This is a genomic window from Hymenobacter crusticola (genome assembly GCF_002154225.1).
GTDB classification, from domain to species: Bacteria; Bacteroidota; Bacteroidia; order Cytophagales; family Hymenobacteraceae; genus Hymenobacter; species Hymenobacter crusticola.
The window spans coordinates 572,134-589,255 of sequence record NZ_MTSE01000001.1; the positions used below are offsets into that span (position 1 = coordinate 572,134).

10 protein-coding genes are annotated in these 17,122 nt (G+C 56.1%); 3 read left to right on the top strand and 7 right to left on the bottom strand.

All coding sequences use genetic code 11. The features are described from left to right. Nucleotides 1–48: 48 nt before the first annotated feature. Nucleotides 49–4,149, top strand: coding sequence for an FG-GAP-like repeat-containing protein (locus BXP70_RS02395; RefSeq protein ID WP_179197554.1), 4,101 nt, complete (start codon nt 49–51; stop codon nt 4,147–4,149). A 51-nt stretch (nt 4,150–4,200) separates the two neighbouring features. On the opposite strand, the gene BXP70_RS02400 is transcribed toward BXP70_RS02395, so the two are convergent. The 7 genes from BXP70_RS02400 to BXP70_RS02430 all read right to left on the bottom strand — a co-directional run bounded on the left by BXP70_RS02400 (nt 4,201) and on the right by BXP70_RS02430 (nt 14,292). Beyond that, a complete protein-coding gene (locus BXP70_RS02400; protein WP_143436345.1) occupies nt 4,201–5,298 on the bottom strand; it encodes a glycosyltransferase in 1,098 nt (365 codons plus the stop codon). A 256-nt stretch (nt 5,299–5,554) separates the two neighbouring features. After that, nucleotides 5,555–6,967 carry an MFS transporter gene (locus BXP70_RS02405; RefSeq protein ID WP_218779723.1) on the bottom strand — a complete coding sequence of 471 codons (1,413 nt, stop codon included), beginning with the start codon at nt 6,965–6,967 and terminating at the stop codon, nt 5,555–5,557. Between the two features lie 81 nt (nt 6,968–7,048). After that, nucleotides 7,049–8,896: an alpha-amylase family glycosyl hydrolase gene (locus tag BXP70_RS02410; protein WP_086592399.1), complete on the bottom strand. Its 1,848-nt coding sequence runs from the start codon at nt 8,894–8,896 to the stop codon at nt 7,049–7,051. A 79-nt stretch (nt 8,897–8,975) separates the two neighbouring features. After that, nucleotides 8,976–9,725 carry an SDR family oxidoreductase gene (locus BXP70_RS02415; protein ID WP_245849439.1) on the bottom strand — a complete coding sequence of 250 codons (750 nt, stop codon included), beginning with the start codon at nt 9,723–9,725 and terminating at the stop codon, nt 8,976–8,978. Nucleotides 9,726–10,054: 329 nt separating this feature from the next. Beyond that, nucleotides 10,055–11,962 carry a glycoside hydrolase family 13 protein gene (locus BXP70_RS02420; protein WP_086592400.1) on the bottom strand — a complete coding sequence of 636 codons (1,908 nt, stop codon included), beginning with the start codon at nt 11,960–11,962 and terminating at the stop codon, nt 10,055–10,057. A 193-nt stretch (nt 11,963–12,155) separates the two neighbouring features. Beyond that, nucleotides 12,156–12,650, bottom strand: a complete 495-nt coding sequence (locus tag BXP70_RS02425; protein WP_086592401.1) for a hypothetical protein — start codon at nt 12,648–12,650, stop codon at nt 12,156–12,158. A 193-nt stretch (nt 12,651–12,843) separates the two neighbouring features. Next, on the bottom strand, nt 12,844–14,292 hold the full coding sequence (locus tag BXP70_RS02430; protein ID WP_086592402.1) for a hypothetical protein: 1,449 nt from the start codon (nt 14,290–14,292) through the stop codon (nt 12,844–12,846). Nucleotides 14,293–14,687: 395 nt separating this feature from the next. On the opposite strand from BXP70_RS02430, the gene BXP70_RS02435 reads away from it, so the two are divergent. Next, nucleotides 14,688–15,140, top strand: a complete 453-nt coding sequence (locus BXP70_RS02435; protein ID WP_086592403.1) for a ferritin-like domain-containing protein — start codon at nt 14,688–14,690, stop codon at nt 15,138–15,140. 192 nt (nt 15,141–15,332) lie between these two features. Then, nucleotides 15,333–16,982 carry an alpha-glucan family phosphorylase gene (gene glgP, locus BXP70_RS02440; protein ID WP_086592404.1) on the top strand — a complete coding sequence of 550 codons (1,650 nt, stop codon included), beginning with the start codon at nt 15,333–15,335 and terminating at the stop codon, nt 16,980–16,982. Nucleotides 16,983–17,122 lie beyond the last annotated feature (140 nt).

Genomic DNA, 17,122 nt, shown 5'->3' on the forward strand with positions numbered 1-17,122 from the left:
CTTTCTGTACCTTTATACCAATATACTTACGTTTATAAATTTACATACATGCGTTTTTCTACTATCCTCCGCCTAGGCGGGATAAGCGTGCTAAGCACGTTGTTATTGCTTACTAATTTTCTAACCAAGGTTCCTACCAGCGATGAGCGTACTGCACCGGCCAATTTGAAACCGCTTGCTCTTCCTCACTTTCTAGCTGCATTACCGTCCCGAGCGGCCCTTCTCAAACCAACTCCTGTCCCAGCCGACACTTCCGTACTAGGCTTAGCAGGCGCATTAGCCGATGTTCAACGCCGCTCCTACTTCCTCGATCCTGTTGCCGGAAAAACTACCACGTACCTAGCTACTAACACGGCTCAGCATCTGACGGCTCAGTTAGGCGCTGCTACTTACAGTGTAGCGGCTGCTCGCTCCTCATCTGCCTCAAGCCATCTTCGCGAAGGAGCTCACGCTACACTACCTGCTTGGAATGTGCGCTTTGTACTGCGCGGGCTGGGTCGGCGGGGGCGAGTTAGCCTTCATCCGCAGGCTAAGGCTTCGGCTATCGTTGCGGATACCACCATTAGGTATGCGCACGCAGCCGCCTTTTCTGTTGATTACGTAAATTCTCCAGCGGGCGTGCGGCAGAACTATCAGGTAAACGAACGCCCAGCATCCACGGGTCCGCTACAAGTATTACTACGCCTAGAAACGCAGCTACGCGTACGGAAAGAAGACAGCACCACGCTCACGTTCACTACCAACACTGGCTCCACCCTACTACGTTACTCCGGTTTGCGCGCCTGGGATGCCACGGGTCGTGTACTACCGGCTCATCTAGCTTGGCAGGATAACACCCATGCCTTGGCGCTGGAAGTAGACGATACGCAGGCCACCTACCCGGTCACCATCGACCCACTTGCTAGCACACCTAGCATGACGCTCACTGACCCAGCGCCAAACTACAGCGGGCAGTTTGGTTACAGCGTAGCGGGCGCAGGCGATGTGAATGGCGATGGGTATTCTGATGCCATCATCGGCGTTCCGGGCAGCGATAGTCAAGGACGTGCGTATCTATTTTTAGGCAGCAGCAGTGGTTTGAACAAGACACCCGCGGCTACGCTCAAAGACCCCGCTGCAGCGCTATACAGCCTCTTTGGCTTCAGCGTAGCGGGCGCAGGCGATGTAAACGGCGACGGGTACGCCGATGTGATTATCGGTGCCTGGGGCACTAACGCGGATCAAGGCAGCGCATACTTGTACTTGGGCAGTAGCACCGGCCTAAGTGCGACCCCGAGTACTACGTTTAATCTTGCGAACCCCTACAGCTTGTTCGGGCGTAGTGTGGCTGGCCTTGGTGATGTGAACGGGGATGGCTATGCCGATATTCTCATCGGCGCGGATGGTAATACAGGCCAGGGACATGCTTACCTCTACCTAGGTAGCCGCACGGGCGTCAGCGCAAATCCTCAATCAGTATTGGAAAACCCGGGCAGATTTGGCCGGAGCGTAGCCGCTGCTGGTGATGTGAACGGGGACGGCTACGCCGACGCGATTGTGGGTGCTCCCGCATATAATGGTAACGGAGCGACTTTTCTGTACCTAGGTAGTAGCACCGGCCTTGCCTCAGCACCCAGCAGCACCCTCCTTAGCCCCGCCACCAGTGGTGATCAGTTTGGCTTTAGTGTTGCGGGCGCGGGCGATGTAAATGGCGATGGTTACGCGGATGTAGTTGTGGGCACCTACCGCCCCGATTATTTACGTGGCCGTGCCTACGTGTACTTAGGCAGCAGCACCGGCCTAGGTGCCACGCCCAGTACCCTGATGACCGACCCCACCATAGAAGACAAAAACTTTGGTTCGTGTGTAGCCGCTGCTGGTGATGTGAATGGCGATGGCTACGCCGACGTGCTCATCGGCTCTCCCAGTACCAATGATCTGAAAGGGCGCACCTATGTGTACCAAGGTAGCGCCGCGGGCGTGAGCGCCACCCCGACCACGACTCTTAATGACCCAACGGCTACACGCTATGATCAATTTGGCTTTAGTGCGGCAGGAATCGGCGACGTCAATGGCGATGGCTACGCGGATGTACTCATCGGGGCGTGGGGCAGCAATAACAGCAACGGCAGCGCCCACCTCTACCTAGGTAGCACCGCTACGTTGTTAACGAATGCCAATGCCACTTTTACAGCGTCAGGCGCCGCTTCCTTCGGGTATACAGTGGCCAGCGCCGGCGACGTGAACGGCGACGGCTATGCCGATGTCCTTATCGGGGCCAACCGGACGGCTAGCTCGCAAGGACGGGCTTACCTCTACTTGGGTAGCAGCAGCGGCCTAGGTACCACGGCCGCTGCTACGCTCTCCGACCCAACCGCGACCAACAACGATCAGTTTGGCTATGGCCTAGCCGGAGTAGGCGACGTGAACGGCGACGGCTATGCCGATATTATAGTGAGTGCCCCTGGCGCTTACAAATTGGAAGGGCGTGCTTACCTGTACCTAGGTGCCAGCACGGGATTGAGCGCGCAAGCCACGCTTGTACTGCGCGACCCGCTCGCCGTGATTCATGATAATTTTGCGAAGTGCGTGGCCAGCGCAGGCGACGTGAACGGCGACGGCTATGCCGATGTGCTGATCAGCGCCGATGGCAACTCCACTAGCCAAGGTCAGGCCTATGTGTACCTAGGCAGTAGCAACGGACTACCAGCAACTCCCAGTATTTCCCTCCTCGATCCTACAGCTACCGCCAGCGATGTGTTTGGTAGCAGTTTGGCTAGTGCCGGCGACGTAAACGGCGATGGCTATGCCGATGTCGTGGTGGGGGCACCTGGGGCTAGCAACCTTCAAGGTCGAGCTTACCTGTACTTCGGAGGCAGCACAGGCCTTTCTGTTACTCCAAGTGTAACATTTCCTGATCCTACCACTTCTTACGATTCATTTGGCTGTAGCGTGTCGAGTGCCGGCGACGTAAATGGCGATGGATATGCCGACGTTATCATTGGGGCTAACAAAGCAATTGGCGGCAACGGACGCGCTTACCTATACCTAGGGCGTAGCACGGGCTTCAGTACTACGCCAAGTCTAATACTCAACAACCCAGGTGGTAATGCCCCCGGCTTCTTTGGACAAAGTGTAGCGGGCGCCGGCGATGTGAACGGCGACGGCTACGCCGATGTCTTCATAGGAGCTTACTTACCGGTGGGAGGCGCTGGCGGACGAGCCTATTTGTTCTTGGGCTCTAGCGCGGGTCTAAGCCAAACACCCAATACGTTTGTAACTAGCCAAGCCGGCAGTAGCACTGATTTCTTCAGCTACAGCGTAGCAGGCACGGGCGATGTGAACGGCGATGGCTACGCCGATGTGCTGGTGGGCGCGTGGAGCACCAACATCGGAGCAAGCCCACAACAGGGCAGCGCATATTTGTACCTTGGCAATGAAGGGGTAAGCCGCGTTGATCGGCTGCGTTTTTATAACGCTGACCTAACTACTCCCTTGACGCAGACCAATGTTAAGGAATCGCAAGTAGGCTTAGGACTTGTGGCTCGCTCTGCCTTTGGGCGGGTGCGAGCCCGCTTGGTGTGGGAAGCTGTAGGCAATGGCGTTCCTTTTTCTACTGGAACTTCCATCACGAACTCTACTGCTTACTCCGGACGTGGTGCCTGGACAGACTTACCCGTAAGCACCGCCACGGAGTTGAAAAGTCTCATCCCAAAAGTTGGACGTACAACACGCGTACGCGCCCGGTTAGAGTATAGTGCAGTTTCTCCGCTTGCGTCGATAACGCCTCAGATAGGAACTGGAGGCACAGGTGCCTTACCGCGCTATAGCCCTTGGGTTTATGTAGATGCACAGCAGCTAGGCCAAAGCACTAATTCCGCTACTCCCCTACCAGTCAACTCTTCTAAAGAGACAAGCTTACAGCTACAAGCATATCCCAACCCCTTCCAAAATCAGATTACAGTACGCTTAGAAACGGAGCAACCCGGTCCGGCCATCCTGCAACTCACAGATGCCCTAGGCCGAGTAGTTGCGCATCGGATGCTTTCTCTAACGCGAGGTACAACGACCGTAACCTTACAAGAAGCAGCCACTCTATCTCCTGGCCTGTATATCTTGACGCTACGCCAACGGTCTTTGTTAAAGAGCGTTACAGTAATACATCAGTAATGCCCAGCTTGATAGCGGCTTCGTGAGCGAATGTTATTCTGATGCACGCCCTTACCCCTCTGCCCAGCGGTAGCGGCGCTCCTTCCACTGAATGCTCACTGGCAGCAGCGTGTAGCCAATTACGGCGACGGACATGACGGTAAGGTAGAACTCGTAGAAGAGCAGCACGTGCAGCGACTCGCGCCGGTCGACTTGCCGGAGCGTGATGAGTAGGAAAAGCGTCTGCATCAATAGCTTCGCCGCAAATAAGCCCACTACATAGAGGGGCGGCAACATGCCGGGCCAAAACAGCACCATATAAAACGCCCCGTACAGCCCGAACAAACCCGATAGCTGCCACGGCAGCCGGCTGGTACCCTTCATCCAACGTTTGCGTTGGTGTAGTAGGCACTGCACCGTAGGCTGCGGCACCGACACGCCCAAGACTTGCCCATCGACCAAGTTGCGAAAGCCCCAGTCCTGCGACACGATGTGGTCGAATAGCTGTAAGTCTTCGGTGATGCTGAACGCTAGGGCCTCGTAGCCACCAATAGACTCGTAAGCAGCACGAGTCACGAGCATGTTGTTGCCGACGGCCGTAATGGGCCAACCTAGGTCGGTGAGCAAGCGAATGATACTCAGGCCAAAAAGCCAATCGAGGCCTTGCAGACGACCAAACAAGCCGCCGTCGGCTGTTGTCACGCCTGTCACGACACCGACGCCTTCCGGGGCGGCCGCCAGCATGGTTTGCACCCAATTGGGAGGCAGAGCCATATCGGCATCAGTGATGAGAAAGTAGTCGGCGGTAGCGGCGCGGCTTAAGTGAGCTAGCACATTGCTTTTGCCTTGGGCCGTGCCTAGCCGGTGCCGAATAAGCATGAGTCGGAATTGCGGCTTATCGGCAATAAAACGTGAAACGACGGCGGCCGTGTCGTCGGTGGAAGCATCGTCGCCGATCAGAATTTCGAGCTGCTCGGCGGGGTAGTTGAGTTCCAGAAGGGAAGTTAGGCACCGCTCGATGGTAGCGGCTTCGTTGCGCGCCGCAATCAGGATACTCACGCGCGGCCTCGCATCCAGGGACCTAGGTGCGCGCCGGGCCCGCATCAGCAGGAGCAAAAACAACGCAAACAGACCGAAAAAGACACCGAAGAAAATAGTAGGAAACAACATAAACAGCCACGAGCATTGGTGGCTGCTGTTGCTCTGATACGCCGAGGAGCCGCAAGCCAATTAAGACTATTTGAATACGGCAAGCCTACTAGCTAGTGTTACGAGGGCAAGTGCTGAATTTTACGCGAAACGACTCCGTATAAATCCGTAATGTACAAATTGAGATATACCAGCATTTTGGCTTGTGCAGCAAAAAGCCTCCATGTTTGACCAACACAGAGGCTTTCCATAAATTACCTAGCTATCAACCTGTTGGCTACAAACGCGGATCGGTTTCGAGTGGCGAATCGTAGGCGGGATTGCTGAGCGCTGCCGGCTCGACGGTAGCAGGTACGTCATCGGCATCGTGCACCCGCAACGTGAGCAATCCTGATAGAATCATGGAGAAGCCCCCAAGTACCAGCGTATACACCGATTCATCGTGAAACAGGTGCTTAGTACACCACCCTAGGATAAGGCCGGCCACCACCTGCGGAATCACGATAAAGAAGTTGAACACCCCCATGTAGTAACCCATCTTGTTGGCAGGCAGGGCACCTGCTAGCATGGCGTAAGGAACCGATAAGATACTGGCCCACGCCACGCCGACCCCGACCATGGAGAGCAGCAGCATGCCAGGGCTCTGAATGAAATATACCGATATTAGCCCCAGGCCACCTAGCACCAAGCAGAGCATATGCGTGACCCGGCGGCTAGTGGCCCGCGCTAGGAAAGGCAAGAGCAAGGCCGCGATGGCCGATACCCCATTATAGACGGCAAAGCATACGCCCACCCAGTCAGCGCCTTCATTGTAAAGCTTCGAGGTGGTATCGGAGGTGTGGTAAATGTGCGCCGTAACGGCCTGCGTGGTGTAGATCCACATTGAGAACAGCGCCAGCCACGAGAAAAACTGCACAATAGCCAGCTGCTTCATTGTTTTGGGCATGTTGAAAATGCCTGCGAACGACTCGCGCAACCCATTCGCAAAGCCCGCCGTTTGGCGCTTCTCTTCCTCAAAGGCAGCTAGGTCGGCGGGCGGGTATTCACGCGTGCGGAACACGGTCCAGAGCACGGCCCCTAGGAAGGCCGCCCCACCTAAGTAAAACGAGTACCGCACCGAAGGCGGAATCTCGCCCGCTCCCGCCGTATTCGACACATCGAAGTAGTTGGTAAACAAGTAAGGCAGCAACGATGCTACCACGGCTCCAATACCGATAAAGAATGTTTGCGCCGCAAAGCCCATTGTACGCTGCTCATCTGGCAGCAAGTCGCCCACTAGCGCCCGAAACGGCTCCATCGAAATGTTGATACTCGAATCCATGAGCCACAGCGTGCCCACTGCCATCCACAGCGTCGACGCATTGGGCATGACGAGCAGCGCCGCGGAAGCCAAGATAGCGCCAATGGTGAAGTACGGCCGGCGGCGCCCCCAGCGCGGGCTCCACGTGCGGTCGGATAAATAGCCAATAATTGGCTGCACCAAAAGGCCCGTAAGCGGTGCCGCCAGCCAGAAGAAAGCTAGCTCGTCGGGTTTGGCGCCTAGCGTTTCAAAAATGCGGCTTACGTTGGCGTTTTGCAGGGCGAAGCCAAACTGGATACCGAGGAAGCCGAAGCTCATGTTCCAGATTTGCCAGAAACTCAGGCGAGGTTTGGCGCGGGAGTCAGTAGAAGCCACTACGCTGGTTGCCATAGGGTGGGGAGTTGGGGTGATGAAAGGTCAGGTTAGCTTCTTGCCTTACTCAAGGTAAGTATAAACTCGTCGGTTAGCCGGCTACTCTTTTGGCTTAATTTCAAATACATAAGCGCTCAGCGGGGCTAGGGTTAGCGTCAGGCTTCCCGTGGCAGGGGCATTGTTGAGCAGATCGGTGTAGGTGAGGAAGCGGTTGGGGTCGAGGCCAGCAGCTTGCTTCGCTTCGGTGGGGATGCGGATAGTGGGTTTCAGGGTTTTGTCGCGGCTGAAGTTGACCACGATCAGCAGCTTCTGCTTATCCGTGTAGCGCAGGTAACTGTACACGGTGCGAGCTTCATACTCTTTGCCTAGGTTGTTAGCTTCTTGCAGCTCGTAGAAGCGTCCACGCCGAATAGCGTCGCTGCTAGTGCTGAGGCGCAGCAAGCGGCCGTAGAAGTCGCGCAAGTGCTTTTGCTCGGCGGAGAGCCGGCCGCCGTCAAACTTGCCGCCGTTCATCCATTTCTGGTGCTCAGGCACGCCCCAATAGTCGAAGATGGTAGTGCGACCGTCGCGGCTACTGAAACCCTCGGCGCCGTTGGCCGGCTCGCCCACTTCTTGCCCGAAGTACACCATCACCGGCCCCGAACCTAGGGTAGCCGTGACCGTCATGGCCGGGATGGCCGTGCGTGGGTCGGTGGCAAAGTCGGGGGAAGCAATGCGCTGCTCATCATGGTTTTCCAGGAAGCGCAGCATATGCGAGCCGAAGTCGCGGCTTTCCTCTCGCCACACTTTCGTGATATCCTCGGTATTGCCTTCACCCCGCATCAGGCGGCGCAAGCCGTCGTAGAGGCCTACTTTGTCATACAGAAAGTCGAACTTACCCTGCTCCAGATACTGCCGGTACACCTGCGGGTTGTAGGCTTCGCCGATGAATACGATATCGGGGTTGATCTTCTTAATCTCCGGAATGACGTAGGCCCAAAACTCGATGGGCACCATTTCGGCCATATCGCAACGGAAGCCGTCTACGCCCTTGCGCGTCCAGAACACCAGAATGTCGCGCATCTTCTTCCAGGTGTCCGGCACTGGTTCGAAGTGGTGTTGACGGTTGTTTTGGTAGTCGACGCCGTAGTTGAGCTTCACAGTTTCGTACCAGTCATTAATGGACGGATGCTCCGAAAATACGTCGTTGCCAGTGGCCTTGGCGGGCATCTCGAAGTACTTGTGGTCTTCCTTCGGGCCGACGGCCGCTCCTAGCGGATTGGCGCCAGCGGGCACCACGAAGGCTTTGCCGGGGATATAATAGAAGTTGTTGTTGGGCGCAAAAGCCTTGCTTCTGTCGTCCTGCTCCCCTAGGTCCACCACGCCCGCGGGCTTCGCATCCGACTTATACGAACGCGCTACGTGGTTGGGAATGAAGTCGATGAGTACCTTTAGATCGTTGGCGTGGGTGCGCTTCACTAGCGCCTCAAACTCGGCCATGCGCTGCTTCACATTCACGGCCAGGTCAGGCGTCACGTCGAAGTAGTCCTTCACGGCGTAGGGCGAGCCGGCCCGCCCTTTCACCACATCAGCGTCGTCCGGAGCAATGCCGTACGGGGTGTAGTCGGTCATGGTGGCGTGCTCTAGCACGCCGGTATACCACACGTGGCTCACCCCTAGGTTTTTGAGGGCTTGCAGGGCCGGGTCGGTGATGTCGTTGAATTTGCCAACGCCATTTTCGGTGATGGTGCCATACATCTTGTTGACGGCCGTTTTGTTGCCAAACAGGCGCGTCATCATCTGGTAAATGACCATTTTATGGTCTTGCGGCACTTCGTCCGTCGTGTTCGGATCGGCAAGCGTGAAAGAATCAGTCACAGGCGCAGTCGTCGGATTCGAGGTGAAAGGAAGCCTAAATGAAACCAACGCCAGGGTAATTGCGGCAACCGGTACTAGAAATTTCTTCATAAAGGAGTGACTGAGTGGCTGAATGACTGAGTAATTTCCTGAACGACCTTACCCAATCATTCAGCTACTCCGTCACGCTTTACCATTCCTGGGTAAGCGGGTGAATCATTAGTTCGTCGACGACGACGTGCGCGGGGGCTTCGAGCACGTAGCGCACCGCTTGGGCAATGTCGGAGGGCTTGAGGTGGGTTTTTTCCACTTCGGGGCCGCCGGGCTGGCTGTCGTTGAAGTAGGTATCCACCAAACCAGGGTAGATGGTGCTGACCTTGATGCCGTAGGGCCGTACTTCCTTGCGCAGGCTCCCGAGCAGGGCATCTTGGGCGTACTTGCTCGCCCCGTATGCGGTGCCGTTGGCGAAGGTGCGCTTCGAAACGTCGGAAGCAATACCCACAATGTGGCCGTGGCGCTGAGCCTTGAGGTGCGGCACTACGGCTTTGCACATCAGAAAAGTGCCCTTCACGTTCACGTCGAAGATTTGGTCCCACTCGGCCGTTTCGAAGTTTTCGAGGGGGTTGAAGCTGCCGATGCCCGCGTTGCAGACCAGTATATCGACGTGGCCATAGTAGCGCAGGGTTTCGGCCACCACGTTCTGCACATCTTCTTCGTCGCACACGTCGGCGGAAATAGCGAGGCCTTGTGTTTTGAGAGCTAGCTCCTCTAGCTCGTCGGTGGAGCGGGCCACGGCTACTACGCTGGCTCCCTGCATGGCAAGCAGCAATGCGGTTGCTTTCCCAATGCCGCGACTGGCGCCCGTAACAATGGCAACTTGGTTGGTGAGGTCGTTCATGGCTAGTTTTCCTTTGGCTGGTTGTACTGCTTTGGTGTGCATGCTACGGTCATAGCGAGGGCTGCCAGGGCCGCGGCAGTTAGCCCGAGGCAAGTAGCCGTAGTACGACGGCCTTGCTTCATACACATACAAGAAGTAAATAACGGCTTACCACGAAATTGAATACGCCGCCGGCACGCCAGGCACGGCGCTAACTCAGAAAACTCAACTAATGAGGCCATACGATCTGCTTTTAGGAGATTTATCAGAAGTGTACCAGTGTTTGTCCTAGGCCCTCCCTACTACGGGAGTACTCAAACACGTTTTCTTCTTTGAAAGACTAGAAGATAGCTCTATTCCTCCTGATACCTCGATACTAGGGTGGATGCAGCTTATTTCCGCAGCTCCACCACCCAAGCCGTGTGCCCCGGAATGGCGAACGACTTGAGGCTAGGTACCGCAGCACCTGACGTGATTTCCGTGCCGCTGCTGTACCCATTCGTGCGCTCCGCAAACCGAGTACCGTCCACCGTTTTAGCGTCCTTGTTCCCGTTCAGCATCACCATCACGGTGTTGCCCTGTTCGTCGTAGCGGAAGTAGGTGTACACGTTATCTTGCGGGATGAATTGCATGAGCTTGCCGGTTTGCAGCACCGGGTGCGCCTTGCGGTACAGACCTAGCTTGCTCAAGTAATTAAATGCGTCGCCCGCTTGCCCCGTGCGGCCGGCGGCTGTGAAGTAGTTTTTCTTGTCGGCAGCCCAACCGCCGGGAAAGTCCTCACGCACCAAGCCGTCGGGGTTCGAGAAGTTTTTCATGAGCACCTCCGAACCATAGTAAATGTTCGGGATGCCGCGCGTGGTCATCAGCCAAGCAAAGCCCATCTTCATCCGACCTAGGTCCTCGCCTATCACGGAGTAGATGCGGCTCATATCGTGGTTGTCCATGAACACCACGTTGCGCGTCGCATCCTCGTACATCCAGTCGCCCTGCAAGGCGTCGTAGAGCCGGCTGACGTTGCTGTTTTCCTTCAAAGCATCCTGAATGGCAGAGTTCGACTGGAAATCGAGCACGCCGGGCAGGTTGGATTTGAAGCCGTCGACGGGCTGGAAGATGTTGCGGGCGAAGAATGCCTGTTGGGCCGTGCTGCCCACCCAGGCCTCGCCGTACATGCACAGCTGTGGGTACTCATCCAGCAAGGCTTTCCCCCAATCCATCAAGAACGTAGGATCAGAATACGGATACGTGTCGATGCGATAGCCGTCGAGGCCTGTGTATTCTACCCACCAGATAAAGTTCTGGATCAAGTAGGTAGCCACCAGCGGGTTCGACTGGTTTACGTCGGGCATGGTGGTGTCAAACCAACCTTTGTTGTATAGGTCTCGGTCGCGCTGCGAGCCGTAGGGGTCATTGAGGGCCTGCGAGTTATAATTGCTGCGCGTGAAGGCGGGCCACTGGTTCAGCCAATCTTTGGCGGGTTGGTCGAGAAACAGGTAGTTGTAGCTGCCCATGTGGTTGAGCACCACATCATGAATGACCTTGAGCCCTTGTTGGTGTGCCTTCTGCACAAACTGCGCGTACTCCTCGTTGCTGCCGTAGCGCGGATCGACGGCGTAGTAGTCCGTCACAGCGTAGCCGTGGTAGCTCGCCTTGGGCATGTCGTTCTCTACCACCGGCGTGGGCCAGATAGCCGTGACACCCAGCGACTTGAGATAATCGAAGTGATTCTCAATCCCCTTCAGGTCGCCGCCGTGGCGGGCGTACATCGAGTCGCGGGCGATGTGGTTGACGCGGGTGCTTTTCACCACGTCGTTCTTTGGGTCACCGTTGGCGAAGCGGTCCGGCATCAGCATGTAGATGAAGTCGGCCGACGTGACGCCTTGCACGCGGCTTTTGTCGGTGTTGCGGGCGCGCAACTCGTACTGGTACGTGGTCTTTTTGTTGCCGCTGAAAGCTAGGGCTAGCTTGCCGGGCTTAGCCGTGGGGCTAATGGTAAGATTGACAAGCAGATAATTGGGGTTTTCCAGCTTCTGGGTACCATCTAGGGTTACGCCTTCATAGCGCAGGCTCACCTGGCTGCTGCCAATGCCCGGCCCGTGTACCAGCAGTTGCAGCTTCGGGTTTTTCATGCCCACCCACCAAAACGTCGGGTCGATGCGGCTGATGGCGCTTTCCTTAGGATTAGCCACCAAAGTGACAGAGGCGCTACCTAGGTCGGCTACTCGCCTAACTTCGGCGGTGGCTGGTTGGGTTGCCAGAAGGGTGGTGAAGCCCAGCAGCGAGAAGAGATGGGTGGATTTCATGCGCAGAACGACAGAAGAGTAAGTAGCCGGAAACTACTCTATAGTCGACTAACTACGCTTTATCCCTAGCCTTTAGAAGTACACCGTTGGCTAGCCAATGCGTTACTTCACGTAGCCTAGGCATTGGCACTAAAAAAGCCCGATTCCAAAGTGGAACCGGGCTTTTTAGTAATTCAAGCTTGGTGCAAACCTCCTACAGCTTGTTGGTTTCCACTGCTACGGTGCCTTTCAGGTATGGGTCATATTCTACTTTCCACACCTTGTCGTTTAGTGCATTACTATCCAAGCGGGTTTTTTCGCCGACTTTTCCATCGGTGATTATCTCCACGCGCAGCTGCGAGCCCGCTGGCGGACGCGTCGTATTATGAAAGGCTACGTTTTTAAAGGAGATAGAAGCCTCCACGTAGTCCATATCTCCGAACGTACCAATCGTGTAGGTCTCGTTGACGGAAGAAGTATCAAACTTTTTCTCTAAGGTAGGCCCAGGGTTGTGTCCTTTGTCCCAGTTTACAACTGAACGTACGTTCAGCTCTGCTCCCAAACCGTCGAGTTTGTTGCCGAATACCCGCACTTGCACCACGTGCGTACCTGCTGACATAGCAGCCTTTTTGGGAGCCTCGGTGGCTGACCCCAGCCAGCCGAGCTGCGGAATTAATAGCAAATAGCTAAAAGTAGATAGTGCTTTCATGACACTAAGATAAAGAAAAAACACAAATCATTCCTAATTTAATAATAATATACAATATTATATATTACTATAAATGAACCACTAGCGTTTGTTCCCCATTCTCAGCGCATCCGCTCCAATAGCAATCCTACAGCCCTAAAAAAAGCTCGGCGCTGCATGAGCGCCGAGCTTCCTAGATCCTATAAAAAATCGTTTACTGCTGCTTGGCTAGCCACAGCGAAGCGTTCATGTGCAGGGGTGCATGGCTCGAAATTTCCGTCCAGCCGGGGTACACCGTGTTGCCGGGGCTGCCGGTGCCGTCATCGGCCGGCGACGAATCGGTCACGACCACAACGCAACCGGTACCAAAGGTGCTGCTCGCGCACATGATGTTGGTGAGTCCTTGCGTGGCGCTGCTACGCCAGATGAGTGGCTGCGCGACCGAACCGCTCGTCTTGGTGATGGTGGCTCCGTTTGAGAACTTTAGCTGCGTGACTTTGCCTTGGGTTCCATGCAGAATCACGTTGGTGCTGCTCGCCAGCACGTTGCTGCTAGTTTCAGATATGTTGGTCTTGTCGATGCTGAAGCCGAAGGGGTTAGCCTGCACCGAGTTATTGGTCATCAGGTCGTTCCAGATGGCGGGCGAGTCGTAGCCGTCGTTGTTGCGGTCCGATACGTCGTGGTCCGAAATCATGAACAAGCCGCCGCCGTTCTTCACAAAGTTCAGAATGGCTGTTTTCTCGGCGGCCGTAAACAAGGTATTGGGCTCATCAATCACGAACACGCTGTAGTTGGCGAGGTCTTGCGGGTTGGAAGTGTTGCCATAGCTAATAGCAGTACCGTTGGGCAGTTGCTCTACGGTGTTGCCTAGCTTCGCCAGCGCCACGCCCCAAGCCGATACCGCCCCGGTCCAGTAGGTTTCGGCGGTAGTACTCGTGATGCCGCTTTGCGCGGGTGACGGGTAGCGCGACGTAACGCCATTGTCGACGTCCAGCACCCAATCGGCGTTGCCGGCTAGCTCGCCGTGGCTAGCGTCGAAGAGAAACTTCTTGCCGCTGGTGGTGGGCGGTGGCGGCGTCGTGGTGCCACCGTACTGCTCCACCGTGACGTTGTCGATGTTGATGCGGTTGGTGCCGCCCGCAGTTTTGCGCAGTTGCAGCCGCACGCTGCCCCCTAGGTTCACCGCGAAGGAAGCCGTTTGCAGCGTGGCGCTACTCGTGGTGATGGTCGAGCCGACCTTGACGTAGGAGCTGCCGCTGTTCGTGGAGGCCCACAGCTCCCATTGGCTGCTGCCGTCGGTGCCGTACACGGCGTGTTGCACCGTCACGACGCCCACGCCGGCGGTGGTATTGGCGTTCATGGTGAGCGTGCCTACGTTCCGGATACGGGCCGATTGACTACCCGTTTTGGCATCGGCCGTGGTGTTGCCGAGCAGGGCATCATTCAAGGTCCAGGAGCCGGAGCCGAGCGTGACGTTGCCGGTCGTGTACGCCGTTTTGGTGCCCGTCTCGAACGTTTCGGGGAAACCTGTGGCGCTAACGTCTTGGGTGGTGGTCGTAACGACGGTAGGGGCGCCCGCACCCGGATCGAGTTCCTGCTTGGCGCAGGAGAGAACAGCCAGGCTGAGGAGCGCCGCCGATAGCCAGCGAAGAGAGTAGTTCATGCGCAGAGGAGGGGAAATAGTGAACTAAGAATGACTTTGGCGAGACAAAGCTAGCGGGACCTAGCTAGCGCCTTCCCGACCTCTATGTTATGATTTTATTATCAAACAGCAGTGAATGAATAGCTTATAAGCTTTGTGCAAAATCATGTGCTCCTTGGCGCAGTGGTCAGCCACAAGGCCGTAGCGCGAAAACCGGCGCCGCAGCAAGCCGCGCGAGTTCTGGCATTCGAATACCTAGCTTCCGCTCGTTGCGGTGCTAATTTTTGCGCTACGCACCCTCGCTTTTCCCAACCGATTTTTGTGCGTACCCCAACTCTTTCGCGGCGCCTTCGTTTCTGACAGCAAACTACTAGCTGGTCATTACCAGTTGTTTCCTACCCTGAACACCAACCGCTATGTCAACTAACTCCAACGTGGTCGATACGCTCAACGAGCTTACTCTTTTCATCAACGACCGTATCGAAGGCTACAAGCACGCCGTCGAAGACAGCAAAGATCCTGAGCATAAAGCCTATTATCAGCAGCTTGTAAGCCAGAGCCAACAGTTTGCTAATGAGCTGAATGGCTTTGCCAGCAGCGCCGGCGGCGATGCCGAAACGAGCACTACTACGAAAGGCAAGTTCTTCCGCGGCTGGATGGACGCCAAAGCCCTCGTGACGGGCAAAGACGAAAAAGGCATCCTCAACTCCAACGTGTATGGGGAAGAGTGGGCGCTGAAAGCCTACCAAGATGCCCTGGAAACGCCTGATCTGCCCGCACCCGTACGCCAAGCCATTGAGCGCCAGTACGAAACCTCGCAGCAAACGTACCAGAAACTCAAGAGCCTAGGGGGCGTAAGCCACCCATAGCGGCTAGCACTTAAGCGAAAAGCGGAAATCGAACGAACGTTTGGTTTCCGCTTTTTTTCGGGGCAGCTTGCTGCGCATCCTTAGCGTACTTCTTTGGCCGCGCACCTAGCTTTTTGTCACAGTAGCTAGGGTAACGGCCGTTCTAACCGACTACACAGTTAACCTTCTTTACTGAACCCTCTACCTTCCTTCATGGCTTTCGAGTTCAACCCTTACGCTCCCGCGCCTGAGTTCAACACCCAGGCGGCTTACTTTTCAATGGAATTTGCGCTCGACCAGGCGCTCAAGACGTACTCGGGCGGCCTCGGCTTTCTGGCTGGCTCGCACATGCGCTCGGTGTATGAGCTGAAGCAAAACTTGATTGGCATCAGCATCTTGTGGTCTTTCGGCTACTACGACCAAGGCCGCAACGAAGACCAAACCATGCGCGCCGATTTCCGCCAGAAAAACTACTCCTTTCTGGAAGAAACCGGGCTAGTTTTCCCCATCACCATCCACGATACGGAGGTGAAGGTGAAGGCCTTGTACCTAGCTCCTGAGACCTTCGGCACCGCGCCGATGTTCTTTCTGACCACCGACATTCCTGAGAACGACTTCATTTCGCGCACCATTTCCCACCACCTCTACGACGCCGACACCGCGGCCCGCATTGCGCAGTCCATCCTACTGGGCGTGGGCGGCGGCAAGCTGCTCGATCTGCTAGGCGTGAACGTGGATGTGTATCACCTCAACGAGGGCCACGGCCTGCCGCTGGCGTTTTACCTCTACGAGAAGCACGGCCGTAAGCTGGAAGAGGTGCAGAAGCGCCTGGTGTTCACGACGCACACGCCGGAACTAGCTGGCAATGAGGAGCACTCGATGCGCTTACTCGAAGAAATGTCGTTTTTCGGTCCGGTTCCGGGTGAGGAAGTGCGCCGCGTGGCCCGCGTTGAAAACGATGCGCTCAACTACACGCTCACGGCCCTGCGCTTCTCGCGCATTGCCAACGGCGTATCGAAAGTGCACGGCGACGTGGCGAAGGAAATGTGGGGTCATTACGAAGGCATTTGCCCCATCATCCCCATTACCAACGCCCAGAACGGCACGTACTGGCGCGACAAAACCCTGCACGAAGCCCTGGAAGCCAACGACGACGCAGCCTTGAAGGCGCGCAAGCGGGAGCTGAAAGAGGAGTTCTTCAAGATTGTAGCCGACCAAACGGGCACGCTGCTCGACCCCGACAAGCTGACGGTGGTGTGGGCTCGCCGCTTCGCTGGCTACAAGCGCGCCGACCTTATCCTGCACCACTTCGAGCGGTTCCTGAAGATCGTTGACAACGCTGACCGCCCCGTGCAGGTGATTTGGGCCGGCAAGCCGTACCCCAAGGATTATGGTGCTATCAACTTGTTTAACAGCATCATTCGGCGTACCAAGAGCTTGAAGAACTGCGCCGTTTTGGTCGGTTATGAGCTAGGTCTTTCGGCCGCTATGAAAAAGGGCTCGGATATCTGGCTGAACACGCCGCGTTACCCCCGCGAAGCGTCGGGCACCAGCGGCATGACGGCGGCTATGAATGCTAGCCTGAGCCTGAGCATCGCCGACGGCTGGATTCCGGAGTTTGTGCGCCACGGCGAAAACGGCTTTATCATCGAGCACACCGACATCAACCAGCCCGACAACGTGAAGGATGATATCGAAGCGAGCAACCTGCTCGACGTGCTCGAAAACGAAATTGTGCCGCTGTACTACGGCGAGCCCGACAAGTTCCTGAGCATCGCCAAAACGGGCATGCGCGAGATCGAGCCCGAGTTTGGCTCCAACCGTATGGCCACGGAGTACTACGAAAAGATGTACAACGCCTAAACCGCGGATTCGACGGATTCTTCGGATTTCACGGACTTTGTAGTCGATTAACTACCTAGGCCCTTATTAGCAAAAGGCCTTCCCGCATGCGGGAAGGCCTTTTTTGTTGAAATCAGGAAAGAAGAAACATGAATAGAATC